The sequence below is a fragment of the Streptomyces sp. NPDC058864 genome (assembly GCF_042742985.1).
In the GTDB taxonomy this organism is placed as follows: Bacteria; Actinomycetota; Actinomycetes; order Streptomycetales; family Streptomycetaceae; genus Actinacidiphila.
Map to the genome: position 1 here is coordinate 55,474 of NZ_JBHYMQ010000025.1, position 20,830 is coordinate 76,303.

General features: G+C 70.2%; 9 protein-coding genes. 6 read left to right on the forward strand and 3 right to left on the reverse strand.

Annotated elements, in window-relative coordinates; all coding sequences use genetic code 11:
• Window positions 1-31: 31 nt before the first annotated feature.
• Together ACFW3D_RS20535 and ACFW3D_RS20540 are read left to right on the forward strand one after the other, a co-directional pair.
• The gene (locus ACFW3D_RS20535) at window positions 32-235 is read left to right on the forward strand and encodes a hypothetical protein (RefSeq protein ID WP_500505653.1); all 204 of its coding nucleotides are present in this window, start codon (window positions 32-34) and stop codon (window positions 233-235) included.
• Window positions 236-568: 333 nt separating this feature from the next.
• On the forward strand, window positions 569-1,183 hold the full coding sequence (locus ACFW3D_RS20540) for a leucine-rich repeat domain-containing protein (protein WP_500505654.1): 615 nt from the start codon (window positions 569-571) through the stop codon (window positions 1,181-1,183).
• 417 nt (window positions 1,184-1,600) lie between these two features.
• Here ACFW3D_RS20540 and ACFW3D_RS20545 read toward each other — a convergent pair whose 3' ends face one another.
• Window positions 1,601-1,927, reverse strand: a complete 327-nt coding sequence (locus tag ACFW3D_RS20545) for a MafI family immunity protein (protein ID WP_500505655.1) — start codon at window positions 1,925-1,927, stop codon at window positions 1,601-1,603.
• A 97-nt stretch (window positions 1,928-2,024) separates the two neighbouring features.
• Between ACFW3D_RS20545 and ACFW3D_RS20550 the strand changes: the two genes are divergently transcribed.
• Window positions 2,025-2,528 carry a GNAT family N-acetyltransferase gene (locus ACFW3D_RS20550; protein ID WP_500505656.1) on the forward strand — a complete coding sequence of 168 codons (504 nt, stop codon included), beginning with the start codon at window positions 2,025-2,027 and terminating at the stop codon, window positions 2,526-2,528.
• 106 nt (window positions 2,529-2,634) lie between these two features.
• Here the strand turns inward: ACFW3D_RS20550 and ACFW3D_RS20555 are convergent, their stop codons facing one another.
• Entirely contained in the window at window positions 2,635-2,862 is a 228-nt protein-coding gene (locus tag ACFW3D_RS20555) for a hypothetical protein (RefSeq protein WP_500505657.1), read from the reverse strand.
• A gap of 707 nt (window positions 2,863-3,569) precedes the next feature.
• Between ACFW3D_RS20555 and ACFW3D_RS20560 the strand changes: the two genes are divergently transcribed.
• Entirely contained in the window at window positions 3,570-10,538 is a 6,969-nt protein-coding gene (locus tag ACFW3D_RS20560; protein WP_500505659.1) for a glycoside hydrolase domain-containing protein, read from the forward strand.
• Between the two features lie 321 nt (window positions 10,539-10,859).
• Window positions 10,860-11,711, forward strand: a complete 852-nt coding sequence (locus tag ACFW3D_RS20565) for a D-alanyl-D-alanine carboxypeptidase family protein (protein WP_500505660.1) — start codon at window positions 10,860-10,862, stop codon at window positions 11,709-11,711.
• A 62-nt stretch (window positions 11,712-11,773) separates the two neighbouring features.
• Here ACFW3D_RS20565 and ACFW3D_RS20570 read toward each other — a convergent pair whose 3' ends face one another.
• Complete coding sequence (locus ACFW3D_RS20570; protein ID WP_500505661.1) at window positions 11,774-15,979, reverse strand: carboxypeptidase regulatory-like domain-containing protein; 4,206 nt, start codon at window positions 15,977-15,979, stop codon at window positions 11,774-11,776.
• Between the two features lie 717 nt (window positions 15,980-16,696).
• Between ACFW3D_RS20570 and ACFW3D_RS20575 the strand changes: the two genes are divergently transcribed.
• Entirely contained in the window at window positions 16,697-20,776 is a 4,080-nt protein-coding gene (locus ACFW3D_RS20575; protein WP_500505694.1) for a carboxypeptidase regulatory-like domain-containing protein, read from the forward strand.
• Window positions 20,777-20,830: the final 54 nt, after the last annotated feature.

Here is a 20,830-nt window from a genome sequence, read left to right on the forward strand (position 1 = left end):
CCGCCTCAGAACCGAGAACGCCGCCCTGCCGTTGCACGAGGCCCCGCTGGTAAGAGACACCCATCAGGTCCCACAGGATCTGCTGGGGCTCGTCGGCAGCCAGCAGCGCAGTGGCGTGGTGGGCGATGTCCTTGTCATCTGCCACATGGGCGACTTTGCCGCGAGCCTGTTCGATCAGATTCCAGAACTGTTCGAGATCCGTGGCCGCACGGCATGGCACCGCACCCATGTCTGACAGCCCGGCTTGTGGAACCTCGTGTCATTCCCCATCAGCAGCGTCAGCGTCCTCAGCCAGATGTTCGAGCACGCCGACTGTGCCCCCGCCCCGATAAAACAATGAGGCGGCCTGCGGGAACCTTCGTATCTTGGCACCATGACGAACGAAGGAGAGCCACGGATCCATGTGAACTGCTGGGGCGACACGTCGGATCCGGTCCCAGGTCGGCGTGGGGCCCGCCAGGACAGCTGCTCGTGCTTCGACCAGTCCAGGCCTCATCCGAGAGCCCGAGTCGGATTTCACTCCGAGCGCCAGGACCCCTCCGCTCCAGGATGGCAGCGTCTCCTGGAGATGGTCGACGAGGCGGCCGCCGACAAGCGCGAAGAGTTCCGCCCCCTGATTGAGCTCACCCCGGAGGAGCGGCGGCAGATCGTCACCTTGCCGCCGAGCATCGCCCAGCTCACCGCGGTCAAGCACCTGGTGCTCTACGGCAGCAACCTGGTCCGAATCCCACCCGAGATCGGGGCGATGACCAGCCTGGAGGAACTCACGCCCTACACGTCCTACCGGCTGCACTGGTTCCCGTACGAGATCACCCGGTGCCAGAAGCTGACCCGCAGCACGGTGAGCACGCGCGCATTGTTCGGTAACTACAAGGTGCGACCGCCGTTCCCTCGACTGCAGGCTTCCCTGAACTTCGTCACGAACCTCGACCTGGGAAACCTGGATCCCCGGCGCTGGGGCACCGCCACCATTCACAGCTGCAGCGTCTGCGACCGCCCGCTGGAACAGGGCGGACTCCATCAGATGTGGATCTCCCTGCGTGTGGCCACTGATGTACTGCCCCTGCTCATCAACGCCTGCTCAGCGGCATGTGTCGACGTGCTGCCCGACGGTCCTCACGAGTACATCCCCACACCGCACAAAGGCGGCAGAGTCGAACAGCCTGCGTCTGATTGGGACTGATCAGCCGAGTACCTCGCCGCTCGCCGGAGAAACGACGACGGCCACGTCCCTGGAGCTCAAACCGTCTGGGCGGGGAGGCTGACGTCGCGGGTAGTCGAGCGTCCATGCCCGCTCGGTCGATCCACGTTCTTCGTCTCACCTCACCGCGCGAACATGTCTCATGCCCGGATGAGGTCCCTCAACCCTTACGCGGGCCAAGCCGGAGAAGCGCCCCGCCGGCTGCACCACTCTCAGAGTGCCCCAAGGGGGCGGGGCCCCGGAGGAACACCGAGCACTCTCGTTCCATCGGCGGCCCCGCGGGTGTGGCTCAACCCAGAGTACGGTCCCCCGCTCATCGGCGAGTTCTGCCCCGGACTTCGTGATTATGGCCGGACAACCCTTGGTGCTGTGACCGCCAGGTTGCACCGGGTTGGCGCTTCACTCCTGTTCGGAGGCAGCGGCGAGGTGACGGCGACAGAGGTCGGCAGCCGTGAGGTGGGGCTTTCGCAGCGCATCGCTGTAGAGCCGCATCTCACGAGCCGCTCGGTCCAGGTGCTGCCAGAAACTGAGGGGCAGGTCGAGATCGAGGTCCGTGCCGAGCTCGACCAGGCAGTCGAAGGCAAGTCCCAGTTCGTTGTGCTCCAGGAATTCCAGGGTCGCTGAGAGATCTGTGCCTGGTTGTTTTATGAGCTGGCCCCGGGCGGCATCGAGGTGGGCACGCGTCTTGTTCCAGCCGGCCCGGACAGCCTCACGATCAACGGTCATGGCGTCAGTGTTACCGATGGCCGTCGGCGAGGTCACGGGACTTTCACCGGGGAGGTCGTCGTTGGTGCCTGATGACCGGTGGGGCACAGTAGGGGGCATGCCTGCGTACGAGACGATGTCGTTCCACCTCGAGACCGAGCGGCTGATAATGCGGCCGTGGGCGGACTCGGACGCTGATGAGTTCAGCGCCCTCCTCGCCGAACGCGGCAAGGGGACGCCCACCGTTGAGCAGACCCGGACGGGCATCGCCGACCTGCTCGCCGCGACGGAGACCACGGGGTTCGCCCTGCTGCCCATCCAGCGCCGTGAGGAAGGCGACTTCATCGGCTACTGCGGGTTGATCATCGGTCGCTCCACCGTGGAGGAGCCCGAAATCGCCTATGAGCTGTTCCAGCGCGTGCATGGGCGTGGCTACGCCACCGAGGCGGCCGGCGCGGTGCTCGAGGCCGCTGCGGCGACCGGGCGGAAACGGCTCTGGGCGACCGTCGGCACGTGGAACGCGCCGTCGTTGCGTGTCCTTGAGAAGCTCGGGTTCGAGCGGGATCACGTCTCCACGGAGGACAACGGCGAAGTCGTCTGGCTCACCCGCGCGTTGCCGTGACGCGGGGTCGCTCCGTGCAGGTGAGCGGGACCTACGCCGGCGGTCCAGACGCCGCGGTTGCGGCGGACCGGCGCCGCCCGCCGCCGGCGGGCAGGGTCCGGGGCGGTCACGCGAAGGGTGACAAGCCCTTGGTTTCCAGGTGCGCGAGCAAGGCGTCGAGACATGCGTCGGCCGTGGCCAGGTCCGCACGGAAGAACGAGTCCTCGCCGAGCGCCCCACCGCTGACGACGACCATCCATGCCTTCCTGTGCTCAAGCATGCGGTCACCATCGACTTTGAAAACGGTCGTGACCCCGCGCTCGGCCAGCCATGCCATCAGTTCGAACATGTCCATACGCGCCCTCCGAGGAGATCGTCCCACCCGGAGCGCGCCTTCCCGGGCCGCCGCCGCGCCGTCTCCGCGCCGATCGAGGCCACACCACGACGCCCCGACGCCGACAACTGCTGTCGTCCCGGCCGCAGGTCACGGCGCTGACCACTTACGAGCTTCCGATTCTCGGCTACTGTGCGTGCCGCGGTACGCCGACACTCCACGCCGAACCACTGCCGACCGTGGTGGCACGCGTTCTCGGTTCTGTGATCCCGATCGGGACCGGCATCCCGCGTTGAGGGCCTGCGGCGGCGACGAGTGTGCGCGCGGTGCGGGGTGAGTCTCGCTTCACAGCGGACGGACCCCGACCGGCGCCTCCTCGCCATCAGATCGCTGCGGTGGAAGGAACTCTGGGAGCGGACGGCCTGACCGGAGCCCGACGACGGGGTCGGATGATCGCCGACAGGTGGCGGAAATGTGGCCGGTGTCCGGACATGGCATCCGCCACGCACCTTCTGTGCGAATTCCGTTCGCCTCCCGTACGCCTTTTCCGTATCTGATGGCAGACGGCCGTGAGCGCGGCGGGTACGATCCCGTCCGTCCACTGCCGTCTCGCTCTGGGTTGCACGCCCGGCGTCCGGGGCTGACAACGTTGTCATCTGGTGAGGCCGAACCGTGCGTGCGTATTGCGACGCTGGAGAGGTTACGTGTCCATCAGATCCCATCCCCCCTTGCCCCCCGCGGTCCTTCCGGGAACCGCGCGCGGGCGCCGACGGCCGCTGCGCGCGACCGTCGCCGCACTGCTGACCGGTGCGCTCGGCCTCGGCGCGCTGGCGGGTGGCGGCGCGGCCGCCGCCGTGCCCGCCGCCACCACGTCCACGGGGTCCGGCGGGACGGACTACACCAAGCTCGTCGACCCGTTCGTGGCGACCGCCGGCGACGACGGCAACGACCTGCCCGGCGCCCAGGCGCCGCACAGCCTGGCCAAGGTCAGCCCGCTGACCACGCCGAACCGCAACCACCCCGGGTACGACTACAACGAGGACCACATCGCCGGGTTCACCGCGACGAACCTCGACGGCGTCGGCGGCTCGGGAGGCGGTGGCGACCTGCTGGTCGTCCCGACCTCCGTGCGGTACGACAAGCGCCCCGCGCCCAGCACGTACGCGCACGCGTACAGCCACGCGGACGAGACCGCGACGCCCGGCTACTACCAGGTGGGCCTCGGGGCCATCTCCGGTACCGGGTCCGCGGTGACGCAGGACCCCGGCACCATCAAGGCCGAGGTGACCGCGACCACGCGCACGGCGCTGGAGCGGTTCAGCTTCCCCGCCGGGTCGGACCCCGAGCTCGTCCTCGACCTCGCGAACAACTTCACCAGCCGCACCCGCTCGACGATGAAGGCGACGACGCTCCCGGACGGGACCACGTCGATCACCGGCCTCATCGCGGGATCGTTCAACGGCGCCTCGTACAAGCTGTACTACGACGCCACCACGAACGTCCCCGTCACCTCGCTGAAGAGCTGGGGCGCCGACGGCAAGCTGAGCGACGCGACCGAGCAGGACGGCGCCGACACCGGTGCCGTCCTCGGGTTCGACAAGTCCCACGGGGACGACATCGAGCTGCGCATCACGCTGTCGCCGATCAGCGCGGAACAGGCCGCGACCGACCAGCGCAACGAGGTGGGCGACCTCACCTTCGACCAGGCGCGAGCGCGGACGAAGGCGGAGTGGAACAGCGCGCTCGGCGCCGTCGACGTGCGCGCCTCGGCGAAGTCCGACCCCGGGTCGACGCTCACCAAGGAGTTCTACACGCACCTGTACCGCATGTACGCGCTGCCGGTGAACGCCACCAGCACCAGCGGGACGTACCGCGGCGCGGACGGAGCGGTGCACAAGGCGAACGGCTTCACGTACTACGACGGCTGGTCCACCTGGGACGACTTCCGCAAGTACTCCGTCGAGGCCTACATCGACCCGGCCACCTACCGGGACATGATCCAGTCGCTGATCGAGCTCTTCGCCGACGCGCGCGCCTCCGGCAAGAGCCTCGGCAGCCTGACCCACTCGGTCCCGACCGTGCGCTGGGAGCGCTCGGCCGTGCTGGTCGCCGACGCGCTGTCGAAGGGCTACAAGAACTTCGACCGGCTCGACGAGGCGTACCCGGCGCTGCTGTCGTACTCCGGCTACTACACGGGTACGCAGCTGCGGCAGGGCTACGTCACCGGTGACCCCGGTACGACCGTGCAGCGCGGCTACGACCAGTGGGCGCTGTCCGTCATCGCCGACGCGCTTGGCAAGAAGGACGACGCGGAGAAGCTTCGCGCGCAGTCGACCATGGCGATCGACAACCTCGTGAAGTCCGGCGCCTGGACCGCGGCCGACGGCACCAAGGTCGGTCTGCTCACCCCGCGTGCCGCGAACGGCGACTGGCAGAGCGCCGACTACGAGAAGTTCGAGGCGGCCGGCCTCTACCAGGGCACGCTCTGGCAGTACCACTGGTACGACGCGTACGACATGGGCGGTCTCATCGAGGCCATGGGCGGCGAGAAGGCCGGCAAGGCCGCGGTCAAGCACATGTTCGGCGAGGACTCGACCGTCGACGACGGTTCGACCATGCTGCACTCCAACGCGAACGAGATCGACCTCCAGGCCCCCTACCTCTTCAACTACGTCGGCGAGCCGAGCCTGACGCAGAAGTGGGTGCGCGCCATCTACACCGGCGAGACCTGGAACCGCTACATCGCGACGGGCTCCACGAACGAGGCCCCCAGCTCCGGCGGCCAGTTCACCCCGCCGATCAAGACCCAGGTCTACAAGCTGTCCCCGAACGGCTTCCTGCCGACCATGGACAACGACGCCGGCACCATGTCGACCATGTTCGTGGGCGCGGCGCTCGGCCTGTTCCCGGTGACCGCCGGCTCCAGCCAGTTCCAGATCGGCAGCCCGTTCTTCGACTCCACGACGATCAGCTACGCCAACGGCTCGAAGTTCACGGTGAAGGCCGACGGCGTGTCCCCGAGCAACTACTACGTGCAGAACGCGACCCTCAACGGCAAGCGGTTCGACAACACGTGGCTCGACTACTCGCAGATCATCTCCGGCGGGACGCTGGACTTCACCATGGGCTCCAAGCCCTCCCAGTGGGGTGCCAAGACCAAGCCCGCGTACTCGCTGAACACCGACGGGGGCGACACCGGTGACGGCGACACGGGCACGGACAAGGGCGACACCGTCGTCTCGGCCCGCCCGGGCACCGTCGACACCACCGCCGACGGCACCGTCGACGGCAGCGTGAAGCTCACCCTGGACGGACCGGCGACCTTCGACGCCCACAAGGGAACCAGCCTCACCAAGACCGGCGCGGCGAGCGTGACCGGCCTGCCGAAGGGCGTCACCGCGGACCTGCGCGTCGGCGACAAGCGGACGGCGACGCTGTCCCTCACCGGCATCACCCAGGTCGACGCGCGCTTCGGGATCACCTTCCGCGACGCGGCCTTCGCCCACGGCGTAGGGGCCTCGACCGTGAGCGGCACCGGGATATCCCCGACCGACCCGCTCCTCATCTCCGCCGCCGCGGTGCACCGCAAGGCCCTCGGCGCACTCGTCGACCAGGCGTCCGTGGTGCGCAGCGCCAACTACTCGGACGGCTCCTGGAACCTGTTCCGGTCGGCCCTCGAGCGCGCGCGGACCGTCCTTGCGGACACCGGCTCCGCGACGGGCACGATCATGGCCGCGCAGGACGCGCTGCGGACCGCCATCGACGGGCTGACCATCGACGAGGGCGGCTACGCCGTGCTGCAGGCCGAGAGCCCCGACCAGAAGGAGGGCCCCAGCCTCGTCAGCGAGCGGAACAACTCGGACGGCAACCTCGGTGGCGTCACCGAGGGATCGTGGGAGCGGTTCACCAAGCTGGACTTCGGCGGGGTCGCCCCGCGGACGATCTCGGTCCGCTACGCCAACTCGCAGCCGACGAACGCCAAGCCCAGCAGCGTCGACATCCACGCCGGCGCCGCCGACGGCCCCGTCGTCGCCACCGTCTCGCTCCCCGGGACCGGAGGCTGGCAGTACTGGAACACGGTGCAGGCGGCCGTCACCGACCCTGACGCCCTGCTGGGCGCGAAGAGCGCGACGTTCGTGTTCCACGCCCCGTCGGGTCAGCAGTGGGTGTCGAACTTCGACTGGTACCAGTTCTCGCCGTACGAGGTCTCGACGTCCCCCACGACCACGCTCGCCACGCTGACCGCGGTGAACAGCACCGCGACCGGCAACGGTTCGCTGCCGCTCAACCTCGGCAACGGCATCTTCGAGAACGTGACGAACGGCGCGTGGGCGCAGTGGAAGGACACCAACCTCCGCAACGGCGCCGACACCGTCACCGTCCGCTACGACAAGCCCCAGTCGCGGGCGGCGTCGGACTCGCACATCGAGCTGCACCTCGGCTCGAAGGACGGTGCGAAGAGCGTCGACATCCCGCTGGACTACAGCGGTTCCGGCTGGGGAACCATCGCCACCACGAGCGTGCACCTCGACCCGAGCGTCTTCACCGGCGTCCAGGACGTGTACGCGGCGTTCGTCTCCAGCACGCAGACCGCCTCCCAGCCCTACGTGGGCAACGTCTACTCGCTGGCCCTGACGCAGACCGCCGACGCCCCCGTGGGCTTCGACGCCACCGCGTGGCGCTCCAACAGCGGCGGCGGCCTCAAGAGCGAGCCCGTCGGCTGGACCGGCTCCGGTTCCACCACCGACCTCGGCGGCACCTACAACGGCGCCTGGGTCAACTACGGGGACGTCGACTTCGGCGGTTCCCCGAAGAGCACCGTCACGATCACCTATGTCAACAACTCCGCCCGCTGCGGCACCGGCTCCGCCGTCCAGCTCTACCTGGACTCCTTCGACACGGCCAACCCCGGCACGCCGTACGCGACCGTGCCGCTGCCGGTCACGGGATCCGCGTGGTCGTCCGGAGGGACGACGAGCCTGACGCTGCCCAAGGCCGTCACCGGCACGCACACCGTCTACCTGCGGCTGACGACCACCCCGGACTCCTCGCACCCGTACGTCGCGAACCTGGGCCGGATCACCTTCAACCACGTCGAGACGCCCGCCGTCACGGACAAGTCCGCCCTGCGGAAGGCGATCGAGCAGTACGAGGGGCTCTCCGCCGACGCGGCGCGCTACGACGCGATCGACTTCGGTGTGTACGGACGTGAACTCGCGACCGCACGCACCCTCGTCGCCGCCGACGACGCGACCCAGCTCGAGGTCGACACGCAGACCCGCAGCCTCACCCTGGCCGCGGGCCAGCTGGTCCCGCTCCCGCGGCTGAAGCTGGAGGACCTGGTCACCACCGCGTCGGCCCTCGACAACGACCGCTACACGGACGCGTCGTGGCAGGCGTTCACCGCGGCACTCGCCGCGGCGAAGACCGCGGTCGCGGACGACGCGGCCACGGACGCGACCCTCACCACCCGGTACGACGCCCTCCACCATGCGATGTCCGCGCTCACCACGAAGCCCAGGACGGTGCCGGCCGCGCCCGACGCGGTCTCGGCGACCTCGTCCGGCACGAGCGTGACCGTCGCCTGGTCCGCACCCAAGGACACCGGCGGCTCACCGGTCACCGGCTACCGGATCACCCTCAGCGACGGCCACCAGATCAGGGTCGACGATCCGGACAGCCGGAGCACGACCTTCACCTGGCTGCGGTCCGGCAGGTCCTACACGGCACGCGTCCAGGCGGTGAACTCCGTCGGCACCTCTCAGTCCAGCGCCACCACGGCACCCGTGGTCACCGGCGGCGGCAAGCCGCAGAAGCCGGCCGTGACGGGTGTGATCACCGACGGCAAGCAGGTCCGCGTGACCTGGCGGGCGGCCGGCGACGGCGGATTCCCGGTCATCGGCTACACCGTGGCCCTCGACGACGGAACCACCGCGCACGTTCCCGCCACCACGGGCACGACGCTGCTCACGACCACGGGCAAGACGAAGGCCCACACGGCCACCGTCACCGCGGTCACCCTCGCCGGAACCTCGGACGACACCGCCGCGACCGCGCCGGTGACCACCTCGGCGGCCGCCGAGGCGGACGCCTCCGACCCGGCCTACGAGCCGTCCCCCTTCCCGGACGACACGCTCAACGCCACCTACGCGTCGGACAAGTGGCCGGGCACCGGTGACGGGACCGACTACTTCTACGGGCTGCTCAACGGCTTCGAGGACCTCGACTCCGGCATCCTCGCCGCCAACACCAAGGTGCCGGGCGGCACCCCGCCCACCGCCGAGAACGACCGGATCGCCGTGCGCATCAACAACGCGGCGACGCAGAAGGAGGTGGACCGGGCCGAGGTCGACGCGACCAACAGCTCCACCGTCACGATGGCCGACGGCCTCGGCTCCCGGCTCGGCCAGATCTACCTGGACGCCCTGAACGGCGGCCGGCTGCCGAAGACCGGCGCGCTGTTCTCGCGCGTCACCAAGGGCCTCGACATGGGCGGAGCGGCGAAGGACCACTTCGGCTACCAGCGCCCGTACGTGCGGCTCGGGTTCGTCGGCGACGGCGGCGCCGTCTACGAGTCGCAGGACGGCTCCTACGGCAGCCTCACCACCAGCGGTTCGTACCCGAGCGGCCACACCTACGGCGGCTACGAGGCGGGGACCGTCCTCGCCACGCTCCTGCCGGAGCTGGCACCGTCGATCCTCGCCCGCACCTCGGAGTACGGGGACAACCGCATCGTCCTCGGGTTCCACTACCCGCTCGACGTCATGGGCGGCCGCATCGCCGCACAGGCCACTGTCGCCCACCGATGGGCGGACCCCGACTTCGCGAAGCTGCTGACGCAGGCCCACACCGAGATGGAGAACGTGCTGCTCGCCACTTGCGAGAAGGAGGGCTACGGCGACACCCTCGAGGCATGCGCGGGCGACTCCTACGCCGGCATGAGCACGGCGCAGCACGTCGACCTGTACACGCAGCGCCTGGACTACGGGTTCTCCCGGGTCGGGGAGTCCGGGCAGGCCCTCAAGGCGCCGTCCGACGCGGCGGCCCTGCTGATCACGGCCTTCCCGGAGCTCACCACCGCTCAGCGCACCCAGATCCTCGAGCAGACCGCGACGGACTCCGGCTCCCCGCTGGACCTCACCGCGGACGGCGGAGCGAGCTGGGAGCGGATCAACCTGTCGGCCGCGATGGCGGCGAAGGTCGTCGTCAACGCCGACGGATCGGTCAAGGTGACGAACCACACCGACGCCACCAAGGCCAGTGTTGCCGACGCCAAGGCGATCACCGTCGGAGGCGTCGCCATCGACGGGTTCGACCCGGCCGTGTCCACGTACGTCGTGGACTGGCCGAAGAACAGGAAGATCCCGGCGCTGTCCGCCGTACCGGCCGAGTCCGGCGCGCGGGTGAAGGTCACCGACGGCAGCTCGGTCCTGTCGTCGGCCGGGCACCGGTTCACCACCCGCACCATCAAGGTGACCTCGGCCAACGGTTCGGTCACCCGGACCTACACGGTCGGGTTCCAGCCCACGGACCGCGACGACCGGCCGGTCGCGGCCGGCGGCAACGGTGGTGACCGCACCACCGTGGCAGCCGACCTGCTGAGCAGCGGAGGCGACGGCACGGGTTCCGCGGGCGGCGCGGGATTCTGGGCGCCGGCGACGGAGTGGGCGAACCCCATGTGGATCCCCCGGTCATAGGGCCCATGTGACGGCCGGACCCGCCGTGTCCCGTGAGGCCGCGGCAGGGTCCCGCCGATCACCTGGGAACGTCCTACCGCCGGCGGCCCCTCCGAGTGAACGAGAGCTGTTCACCCGGAGGGGCCGTCGGCTTTCCGGCACGGGCGGACCACCCCGCACGCACCGCGGGAAGACGTCAAAAGTTCTCCGCGGATTCGTACATCCCTTTGCCCACCTCGGAAGTCCTACTGCGTTGACGGCCTCGTTGTGCCGTCGACCCGTAGAACATTTGGGGTATACATTTTGAAAACCGGCATAAAAATCACATCCCGTGCGGTCGCGGTGACCGTCACCGCGGGTGCGGTGCTGTCCGCTGGGGCGCTCACCGCCCCGGCGCAGGCCGCCACACTGGTGGTGCCCACGATCACCGCCAAGGGCGGCTTCGTGATGAACAACGGAACCGGCAAGTCCCTCTACTCGAAGGCCGCCGACACCCGTCGTTCCACCGGCTCCACCACCAAGATCATGACCGCTCGTGTCGTGCTCGCCCAGCCGAATCTGAACCTTGACGCCAAGGTGACGATCCAGAAGGCGTACAGCGACTACATCGTCTCCAAGGGCGCCTCCTCGGCGCGCCTGATCGTGGGCGACAAGGTGACCGTCCGCCAGCTGCTGTACGGGTTGATGCTCCCGTCCGGCTGCGACGCGGCGTACGCCCTCGCCGACAAGTTCGGCACCGGCTCCACGCGGGCCGCACGGGTCAAGTCGTTCATCGGCAAGATGAACTCGACGGCCAAGAGCCTGGGTCTGAAGAACACCCACTTCGACTCGTTCGACGGCATCGGGAACGGGGCGAACTACTCGACGCCCCGCGACCTGACCAAGCTCGCCAGCAGCGCGCTGAAGTACTCCACCTTCCGTACCGTCGTGAAGACGACGTCGACGAAGCAGAAGGTGACCACGAAGAGCGGTGGCTACCGCTACATGTCGTGGACGAACACCAACACGCTGCTGAAGAGCTACTCCGGAACCATCGGGGTCAAGACCGGCTCCGGCGCGGTGGCCAAGTACTGCCTGGTCTTCGCCGCCACCCGGAACGGCAAGACGGTCATCGGGACCGTGCTCGCCTCCTCCTCGGCGACCAGCCGTGCGACGGACGCGACGAAGCTCATGAACTACGGCTTCAAGAAGTAGGCACTTCCGCTGTGACGAAGGGTCTGCCCTCGGCCGTGCGGCCGAGGGCAGGCCCTTCTTCGTCATGCCCGTTTCAGGGTGACGTCGTGGGTGACGACGGCTCCCTTCCTGAGCCGGACGGTGGCCACGGTCGGCCGGTAGCCGTCCTTGGCGACGATGACGGTCAGCGGGTTGTTGCGGGTGTCGAGCCAGAGCCCGAAGGTGCCGTCGGGGCGCGTCGTGAGCGTGTGGGAGCCCGCCCAGCTGTCGATCTGCACGGTCGCGCCGGCCAGGGGAGCGGTGGCTCCGGTGGCGGTCGTCCCGAGGATCGTCCCGCTGATGCCGCCCCAGGTTCCCGGCGGGTTGACGTGCAGCGTGACGGGGATGTCGGGGAGTGCGTAGGGGGTGTCCGTGAACAGTGCCAGCCGGGCGCCGATGTCGCCGGGCTGCGCGACCTCCAGTGCCGTGGTGTCGAAGGTGAGCGTGAGGACCGTCCTCTGACCGGGGGCCAGGGTGATCTTCTTGGCGGACTCGCCGAGCCAGCTCACCTCCGACAGTCCCGCCTGGTCGTAGCCGGGCAGGAGCTCGACCGCGGTGGTGGGGGAGAGCTCGTAGGCGTCGACCGTTCCGCCGACCTTGTAGAAGCCCGTCGCGCCGCCGCTCCTGAACGTGGGGGTGTTGGCGTTGGGCAGGGCGTTCCACGCGCCGGTCGCGGGGTCGAGGGCGAAGCCCTGGTTCGTCAGCTGGCTGTCGTCGGTGACTCCGCCGGAGATCAGCAGCAGTCCGTTGGCCGCGGTGTACGCCGCGCCCCACAGCGGGATCGGCATGTCGGGCAGGTCCGACCACTTGTCGGTGGCGGGGTTGTAGACGTACGCGGAGGACACGGCGACGGCGCCTCCGCTCTCCCCGCCGGCGCAGTACACCTTGGTGCCGATGGCGGCGCAGGACTGCCAGGCGATGGGCTCCGGATAGGGGGCGATCCCGGACCAGCGGTTCTCGCGGGGATCGTAGACGGAGGCGTCGGTCGTGCCGCAGCTCGTGGCCGAGCAGCCGCCGATCGTGTACAGCTTCCCGTCGAGGACGGTGCTGCCCGATCCGGCGTACGCCTTGGGCGCCTTCGCGCCGCTGGTCCAGGTGTTGCGGACCGGGTCGTAGACGTCCAGGCCCGGGTCGATGCCGCCGGTGCTGCTGCCCCATCCGCCGGCGGCGTAGAACTTGCCGTCGATGAAGCCGTGCGCGGGGGCGCGGCGCGGGTGCGGGGACGACGTGAGGCGGGTCCAGGTGCCCGTGTCGGGGGAGAGGCGGTACAGGTCGCCGGTGTCGTCCTCCCCGTCGTATCCGTACGCCGAGTAGACCTTGCCGCCGTAGGTGTCGACGACGTTGTCCATGATGGCCGTGGGCAGGTCGGTGACGGGCTTCCAGGCGTCACCCGACGGCCCGGCCGTGGCGGAGGCCGCTGTGTGCCCGGCGGTGCGTGTGGTCCGGCCGTCGATCTGCGCGGTGTGCCCGTCGGCGCCGGACCGCGGGAGGAGGCGCTGGGTGACGCGGCGGAGGGGGGCGCCTTCCTCGGTGCCGCCGGAGCCCGCTCGTTCCGCCAGCGTCAAAGTGGCCGGGGCGCCTCCGGTGTTGGTGACGGTCAGTTCGTGGGTCGCGCTTTTGCCGAGGACCGCGGTGGCCTCGATCGGGTCGGTCTTCAGGGACAGTTGGCCCGCCTTGAGCTTCCACGACGAGGTGACGGCGCTGTCGGCGAGGGCGGTGACCGTCTTGGTCCGGTCGGTGTAGCGCGGTGCCGCCGCTGTGAGGGTGTGCCGGCCCAGGGGGGCCGTCAGGGTGAAGAAGCCGTCGCCGAGGTTCGGGTCGTCGGGCGTCGCCGCCGTGGTCGTGCTCAGGGCGGGCCGGTCGGGGTCGGTGACGGTGGCGGATGCCGGCCCGGCGCCGGTGTTGGCGTCGGTGACGGTTCCGTTGATCAGTCCGGCCGGGGTGGGCGTGAGTCCCCGGCCGCCGATGAAGACGTTGTCCACGGCCCACCACAAGGCGTAGGAGGCGGTGTAGTGGAACCGCAGCCGGACCGAGGGCTTGCCCGCGTACGCGGCCAGGGGTACGTCGAGGTGCTTCGGGCCGGCCGCGTCGGTGGTCAGGGACCGGATGTTCGTCCAGGTCCCGCCGTCGTCGGTGCTGGCGTCGAGGTCGGCGGTCTGACCGAAGAACGGCTTCAGGTCGGTGTCGAATGCCAGCTCGGGGACCGCGACGTCGGTGAAGTCGAACCGCGGACTGACCAGGCTGGAGTCCTGGGCGGCCGGGTACCCGTAGTGATCGCTGTCCACCACCGCGAAACCGCCGTCGCCGCCGGTGGTGTTGGACCGCGCTCCGGGGTCGTCGAACGCCCAGCCGCCCTGTGTTCCCTCGGCGTTGACGACCTTCCAGCCCTCGGGCGCGGAGTCCGCCGAGGTGAACTCCTGGGTCGGGCCGGTCAGCTTCGGCGCGTAGGCGGGGCCGCCCGCCGACCAGACGTCGGCGGGCACCGGGACGTCGAGCTTCTGCGCCGTCGTGCCTGCCGCGAGGTGCCGGGTGACTTCCTCGTAGCCGGGAAGGGAGGCCGTGATCCGCAGGGTGTGCGCCCGGTTCTGGGGGAGGTCGAGGCTGTACGCGCCGGTCGCGGGGTCGCTCCACACCGGGCCGCCGGGTGAGCCGTCCACGACGATCCTGGCGTAGAGCGGCCAGCCGTGACCGGATCCGTCGGTGATCTTCCCGGTGATCGTGCGGCTGGGGACCGTGTGCAGTGCGTAGTCCCTCGTCAGGGCGGCTCCGTCGGTGATCGTCACATCCGATGTGGTCGCGGTCGCGTAGCCGAACGCCTCGACCGAGATGTCGTAGGTCCCGATTGGCAGGGACAGGGTGTAGGCCCCCGTGGCGTCGGAGTGCACCACGACGTCACCGCCGGATATCGCGGCCCCGGCCACCGGTTCGCCGGTCCCGGAGTCCGTGACCGTCCCCGCGACCTCCCCGCGCGGCCCGCCGCGGAACGCGCCGAGGCCGCGGGGTGTGCCCAGTCCCGTCGGTCCGTCGTATCCGGTCCCCGCGGTGCACAGATAGGAAGGGTCGCACTCGCCGTTGGACCCACTGGTCACGTCGTTGAGGCCGCCGCCGGCGGCGTAGGGGTAGGAGTTGGGGTAGCTGTCGGCCGCCGGCGTTCCGGCGGCCGCGTAGATCCCGGCGATGATGGGTGTGGCCGCGCTGGTCCCTCCGTAGACCTGCCAGCCGCTTTGCCCGTAGCTCTGGTAGACCGCGACGCCGGTGGTGGGGTCCGCGACGGCCGAGACGTCCGCGACGGTGCGCCGGGGGCACCCCGTGTCCTTCTGGAAGGCCGGTTTCGTCTGGTACGCGGAGCAGCCCGAGCCGGTGCCGCGCTCGCCGTTGCTCCAGACCGACTCCGACCATCCGCGCGGAGTGCTCGGGTCACGGGCGAGGGAGGTCCCGCCGACCGAGGTGACGTAGGGGGACGCGGCGGGATAGGGAACCCCGTAGTTCAGGTCTCCCGACGCCACGACCATGGCGACACCGGGGTGGTTGTAGTGCGGGTCGGTGGTCTCGGCGGGGTCCTCACCGCCCCCGGGGAGACTGTCGTAGTAGGAGCCGTAGGAGTTGGAGACGAACTTGGCGCCGAGCGCGACGGCCTGGTCGACGGCGGCCCCGAGGTCCTCGCGGTCCGCGCTGTCGGCCTCGACCAGCAGGATGTGCGCGTTCGGCGCCACGGCGGAGACCATGGCCAGGTCCAGCGAGATCTCCCCGGCCCATTCGGGGTCGGGCTGCGGGTAGTCGGGGCCGCCGCGCTGGTCGACCTTGCGGAAGCAGCCGTTGTCGCTCGTGCAGGGCGGCAGGCCGTACTGCTGCCGGTACACCGCTAGGTCCTGCTCGGCGGTGGGGCCGTCGTACGCGGCGACCACGGCGACGGTACGGCCGGTGCCGCCGCCCGGGGGAAGGTCGTAGGCGCTCCGCAGATCGGCGGGGCCGTACCCGGCCGGCTCCGACGCCCGCCTGGCGGTCGCGAGGTCCGTGCGGCGCAGCGCGAAGCACGCGAACTCGTTCTTCTTCGGAGTGGAGCAGGAGGGCTCCACGGACAGTCCGTTGTCCCGGGCGGGGTCCGCGGCCTCGCGCGTCGCACCGGCCGGCGTCCGCGCGGTGGCCGGCGCCTGCGTCCCCAGCAGGGTGAGCAGCGACAGGCCCAGCACCGTCAGGCCGGCGGTGAGTCTGTGCCGCCCGAAACGCGTGAGCTTTCTTGATATGTGCAAGTAAGTGTTCCCGTCCGTCCGGTGATGCGCGGTCAACAGGGGCCCGGCTGCGAATGAATCCATTCACTGCGGGCCCCATTAGACATCGCTTCTCCGATTCAGGTGGCCGGTTGAGCCGATCGCGCCGGATCGGACGGAGCGAACCGGGGGAACGGGTAATTCCGTTCCCGTCGTACGGCGGATAAGCTCGCGAGCGAATAAACATCGCCGGGCAAACAATTGACGGGATTTTGCGCGGCGGTGATGCCCCGACCCTGCCCGCGCACGGAATCCGGGAAAGGCGGGGATGTCGGCCGATGCCCCGGCACATCGCGTCATGGGTGCCAATTGACCGCAAGCGGGGCACACATGCCCGGAGGCGCCGTCCGGGCGGCAGGTCGGGAATCGGGCGATGCATGCGCCAATCACCGGCATCGGTGGGACCTGTTACTCGCGGCGCCATTGATCACGTCTACTATCCGGTATCCGGACGCATTCACGCCGGCCGCACCGGAGAGCGTAAAGCGGCGGCCCTTTTCCGCCCTTTTCGGTGTTGACACGGATGCAAGATCTCTCCGCTAATGGACTCCCGGCGACCACAGAAGTTCGCTGTCGAACCTTCATGTTTCCGCGTTCCTGTGATGACTTGGGAGTCGGACGTTGCGCGTACCACACATATCCGTTCCACCGCTGCGGCGGCGGATGTCCACCTGGCCGGCGGTGATCGTCACCGCCGCGATGGCCGTCCTCGGCATCCAGACACCGTCCCAGGCCGCGGCGCCCTCCGCCGCGACCGCCGGTGCGCCCGCGGCCGCGGACGGCCAGGCGCCGTACGAGGCGGCGTGCGGCGCCGCCAGGAAGGGCGAGGCCACCTGCTACGCCCTGCGCCGCACCGATGTGAAGCCGTCCAAGGGTCTGCGCACCCAGGCGGCTCCGGGCGGGTTCGGCCCGGCCGATCTGCGCTCGGCCTACAACGTCCCGGCGGGCGGCGGGGCGGGGCAGACCATCGCGATCGTCGACGCCTTCGACGACCCGACCGCCGAGGACGACATGGCGGTCTACCGCGCGCAGTACGGCCTGCCCGCCTGCACCACGGACAACGGGTGCTTCCGCAAGGTCGACCAGCGCGGCGGCACCGACTACCCGCAGCCCGACCCGGACTGGGCCGGGGAGATCTCCCTCGACCTCGACATGGTCTCGGCGATCGCGCCGAACGCGCACATCCTGCTCGTCGAGGCCGACACCCCGGGCTTCGAGGACCTCGGCGCCGCCGTCGACAAGGCGGTGGAGCTCGGCGCCAAGTTCGTCTCCAACTCGTACGGCACCGACTACCGCTTCGGCAGCGGTGAGGACCCGTACCAGACGACGGTGCTGGACGCCCACTACAACCACCCCGGCGTCGCGATGGTCGCCTCCTCGGGCGACTTCGGTTACGGCGTCTCCTACCCGGCCGCTTCGTCCCACGTGACCGCGGTGGGCGGCACCTCCCTGACCGCGGACAGCGGGACCAGCCGCGGCTGGTCCGAGACCGCCTGGGGCGGCGCGGGGTCCGGGTGCTCGCTCTACGTGCCCAAGCCCGCCTTCCAGAAGGACACCGGCTGCGCCAACCGCGCCGTCGCCGACGTCTCCGCGGTGGCCGACCCCGGCACCCCCGTGGCGGTGTACCAGACCTACGGTGGCGGCGGATGGGCGCAGTTCGGCGGCACCAGCGCCGGTTCGCCCATCATCGCCGCGGTCTACGCCAACGCCGGCACCCCCGTCGCGGGCACCTACCCGAACTCCTACCCCTACGCGGCGGACGGCGGGCTCTTCGACGTCACCACCGGCGACAACGGCACCTGCGCCCCGGCCTACCTGTGCTCCGGCGCCGCCGGATACGACGGCCCGACCGGTCTCGGCACCCCCGACGGACTGCGGGCCTTCCGGACCGGCCCGCACGGGACCCTGTCCGGCACCGTCACCGACCAGGCCACCGGCAAGCCCCTCGCCGGCGCCACCGTCAACGCGGGAACGGACAACGTCACGCACACCGGCGCCGACGGCCGCTACACCCTGGGCCTCCCGGTGGGCCACTACGACATCACCGTCGATGCCTACGGCTACGCCGGCGGCACCGCCAAGGACGTCGACATCACCGAAGACGGCACCCTCATGCGGGACTTCGCGCTGAAGCCGGTCCCCAGCCAGGCCGTCTCCGGCAAGGTCACCGACGGCTCCGGCCACGGCTGGCCGCTGTACGCCAGGATCACCGTCGACGGCGTCCCCGGCGGCCCGGTGTGGACCGACCCGGCCACCGGTGCCTTCACCCTCAGCCTCCCCGAGGGCCACGACTACACCCTCCACGCCGACGCGTCCCTGCCCGGCTACACGACGGCGACCAGGCACCTGACCGTCACCGACGCGCCCCAGTCGATCCAGCTGTCCCTGCCGGCCGACCCCTGGAAGGCCACCGCACCGGGGTACGCCGTGCACCTCGACGGTGCCACCGAGCACTTCGCCTCCACCGACTCCGCCCCGCAGGGCTGGCGCGTCGTCAACGCCGACGGCAGCGAGGGCGGCTGGACCTTCGACGACCCGTCAGGACGCGGCAACCAGACCGGCGGCGACGGAGCCTTCGCCATCGCCGACAACCCCACGATCGGCTCGCCCTACGACACCCAGCTGATCAGCCCCGCCTACGACCTGACCGACGCGACCGATCCCGAAGTGGCCTTCGACGCCATGTACTGGGTGTCCGACGGCAAGGCGCTCTCCATCGACGCCAGTTCCGACGACGGCGCCTCCTGGAAGTCCCTGTGGACCGCGGCACCCGGCTTCACGGACCACGCGAAGGTCGAGATCCCGCTCGACGGCTTCGCCGGCAAGCGGGACGTCCGGGTGCGCTTCCACTTCGTCACCGAGTTCGCCTGGTGGTGGGGCGTCGACGACGTCTTCGTCGGCGACCGCGGCTACACGGCCACTCCCGGCGGCCTGGTCACCGGCACCGTGACCGACGCCAACACCGGCGAGGGCCTGGTCGGCGCCGGCGTCACCGTCAAGGGCGAGCCGGGGGCGACCGCGACGAGCGTCGCGACCCCCGAGGACCCCGCAGTCGGTGACGGGCTCTACCTCATGTTCTCGCCCGGACTCGGAAAGCACGAGATCAGCGCGGCGAGGCCGCGCTACACGGAGCAGACCAAGACCGTCGGCATCGCGGCCGACAGCGCCGTTTCGGCCTCCTACAAGCTCAAGGCCGGGCAGCTGACCGTGACGCCGGACATCGTCGGGGCCACCCTCGGCTGGGGCAAGTCCGCCACGCGGAACATGACGGTCAAGAACACCGGAGGCGCCCCCGTCACCGTGACGTTGGGCGAACGGGCCGGAGGCTTCCAGTCCCAGGCCCGCGGCAGCGGCGCGCCCCTCCAGACCGTCAAGGGGCACTTCTCCCTGCACGCCAGCAAGACGGGCGCGGCCCCGACCGCCGCGAAGCGCACCGCCGCGCCGTCCGGGGACGCCTGGCAGACCGCGCCCAACCTCCCGGAGACCGTCCTCGGCAACGCGGTCGGCACCTACGAGGGCAAGGTCTACTCCGCCTTCGGCTACACCGGCTTCGACGTCAGCAACGCGATGTACGTCCTGGACCCCGTCGTCGGCGGCTGGAGCCAGGTGGCCAGTGCGACCGACCGCCGGGAGGCGCCGTCGGGCCAGTTCGTCGACGGCAAGTTCTACACCGTCGGCGGCTGGCTCCCGGACAGCACCACCGATCCCAAGCTGGAGATCTACGACCCCGTCGCCGACCGCTGGAGCACCGGGGCGCCGTCCCCCGCGGCCTACGCGGGCCAGGGCAACGCGGCGCTCGACGGCAAGTTCTACACGGTCGGCGGCTGCGACGACCGCTGCGGCACCGCCGAGGCGTACGCCTACGACCCCGACACCGACTCGTGGGCCCGGATCGCCGACTACCCGGAGCGCGTCGCCTGGGAGTCGTGCGGCGGCATCAACGGCAAGCTCTACTGCGCCGGCGGTGACGCCGACTCCCTCGGTGAGAGCAAGCACGCCTACGTCTACGACCCGGCCGCCGACACCTGGACGTCGCTTCCCGACCTGCCGATCCCGCTGTGGAGTTCGTCCGCCACCGCGGCGAACGACCGGCTCGTGATGTCCAGCGGCATCAGCCACGAGGCCATCACCAACCAGGTCTTCGCCTACGACCCGGAGGCCGGCGCCTGGACCGCCCTGCCCAACGCCAACGTGGCCACCTACCGCGGCGGTGCCGCACTCGGGCTCTACAAGATCGGCGGCGGAAGCGAGCCGTACACCCCGAGCAGCACCGTGGAACTCCTGCCCGGATACGACCAGGGCGGCACGACCGACGTCCCGTGGCTGAGGACGAGCGCCCGGCACTTCACCCTGCAGCCCGGTGCGAGCACCACCGTCACCGTCACGCTGGACGCCTCGGTGCCCGAGATCACGCAGCCGGGCGACTTCACCGCGCAGCTGGCGCTGGACAACGACAGCCCGTACGGGATGCGGAAGGTCCCGGTGTCCCTGCACGTCGACCCGCCGAAGACCTGGGGCAAGATCACCGGCACCGTCCGGGGCGTCCAGAGCGACGGCACCACCAAGCCGCTGGCCGGCGCGACCGTCGAGATCGGCAGCTGGGCCGCCGACTACTCCCTGAGGACCGCCGCCGACGGCACCTACTCCCTGTGGCTGGACTCCCGCAACAACCCGCTGGACGTCATCGTCGCCAAGGACGGCTACCGCCCGGTGGCGACCACGATGAAGGTCAGGAAGGGGGAGACCGTCACCGGCGACTTCACGCTCAAGAAGCAGTAACCGCCGGTTGTCCGGCGCAGGCGGACGCGGGCCGGCCCCTCGGGGCCGGCCCGT

Coding starts and splice junctions, on each gene's coding strand:
- ACFW3D_RS20540 (WP_500505654.1), top strand. CDS start 569: ATGGTCGACGAGGCGGCCGCCGACAAGCGCGAAGAGTTCCGCCCCCTG.
- ACFW3D_RS20545 (WP_500505655.1), bottom strand. CDS start 1,927: ATGACCGTTGATCGTGAGGCTGTCCGGGCCGGCTGGAACAAGACGCGT.
- ACFW3D_RS20550 (WP_500505656.1), top strand. CDS start 2,025: ATGCCTGCGTACGAGACGATGTCGTTCCACCTCGAGACCGAGCGGCTG.
- ACFW3D_RS20555 (WP_500505657.1), bottom strand. CDS start 2,862: ATGGACATGTTCGAACTGATGGCATGGCTGGCCGAGCGCGGGGTCACG.
- ACFW3D_RS20575 (WP_500505694.1), top strand. CDS start 16,697: ATGGCCGTCCTCGGCATCCAGACACCGTCCCAGGCCGCGGCGCCCTCC.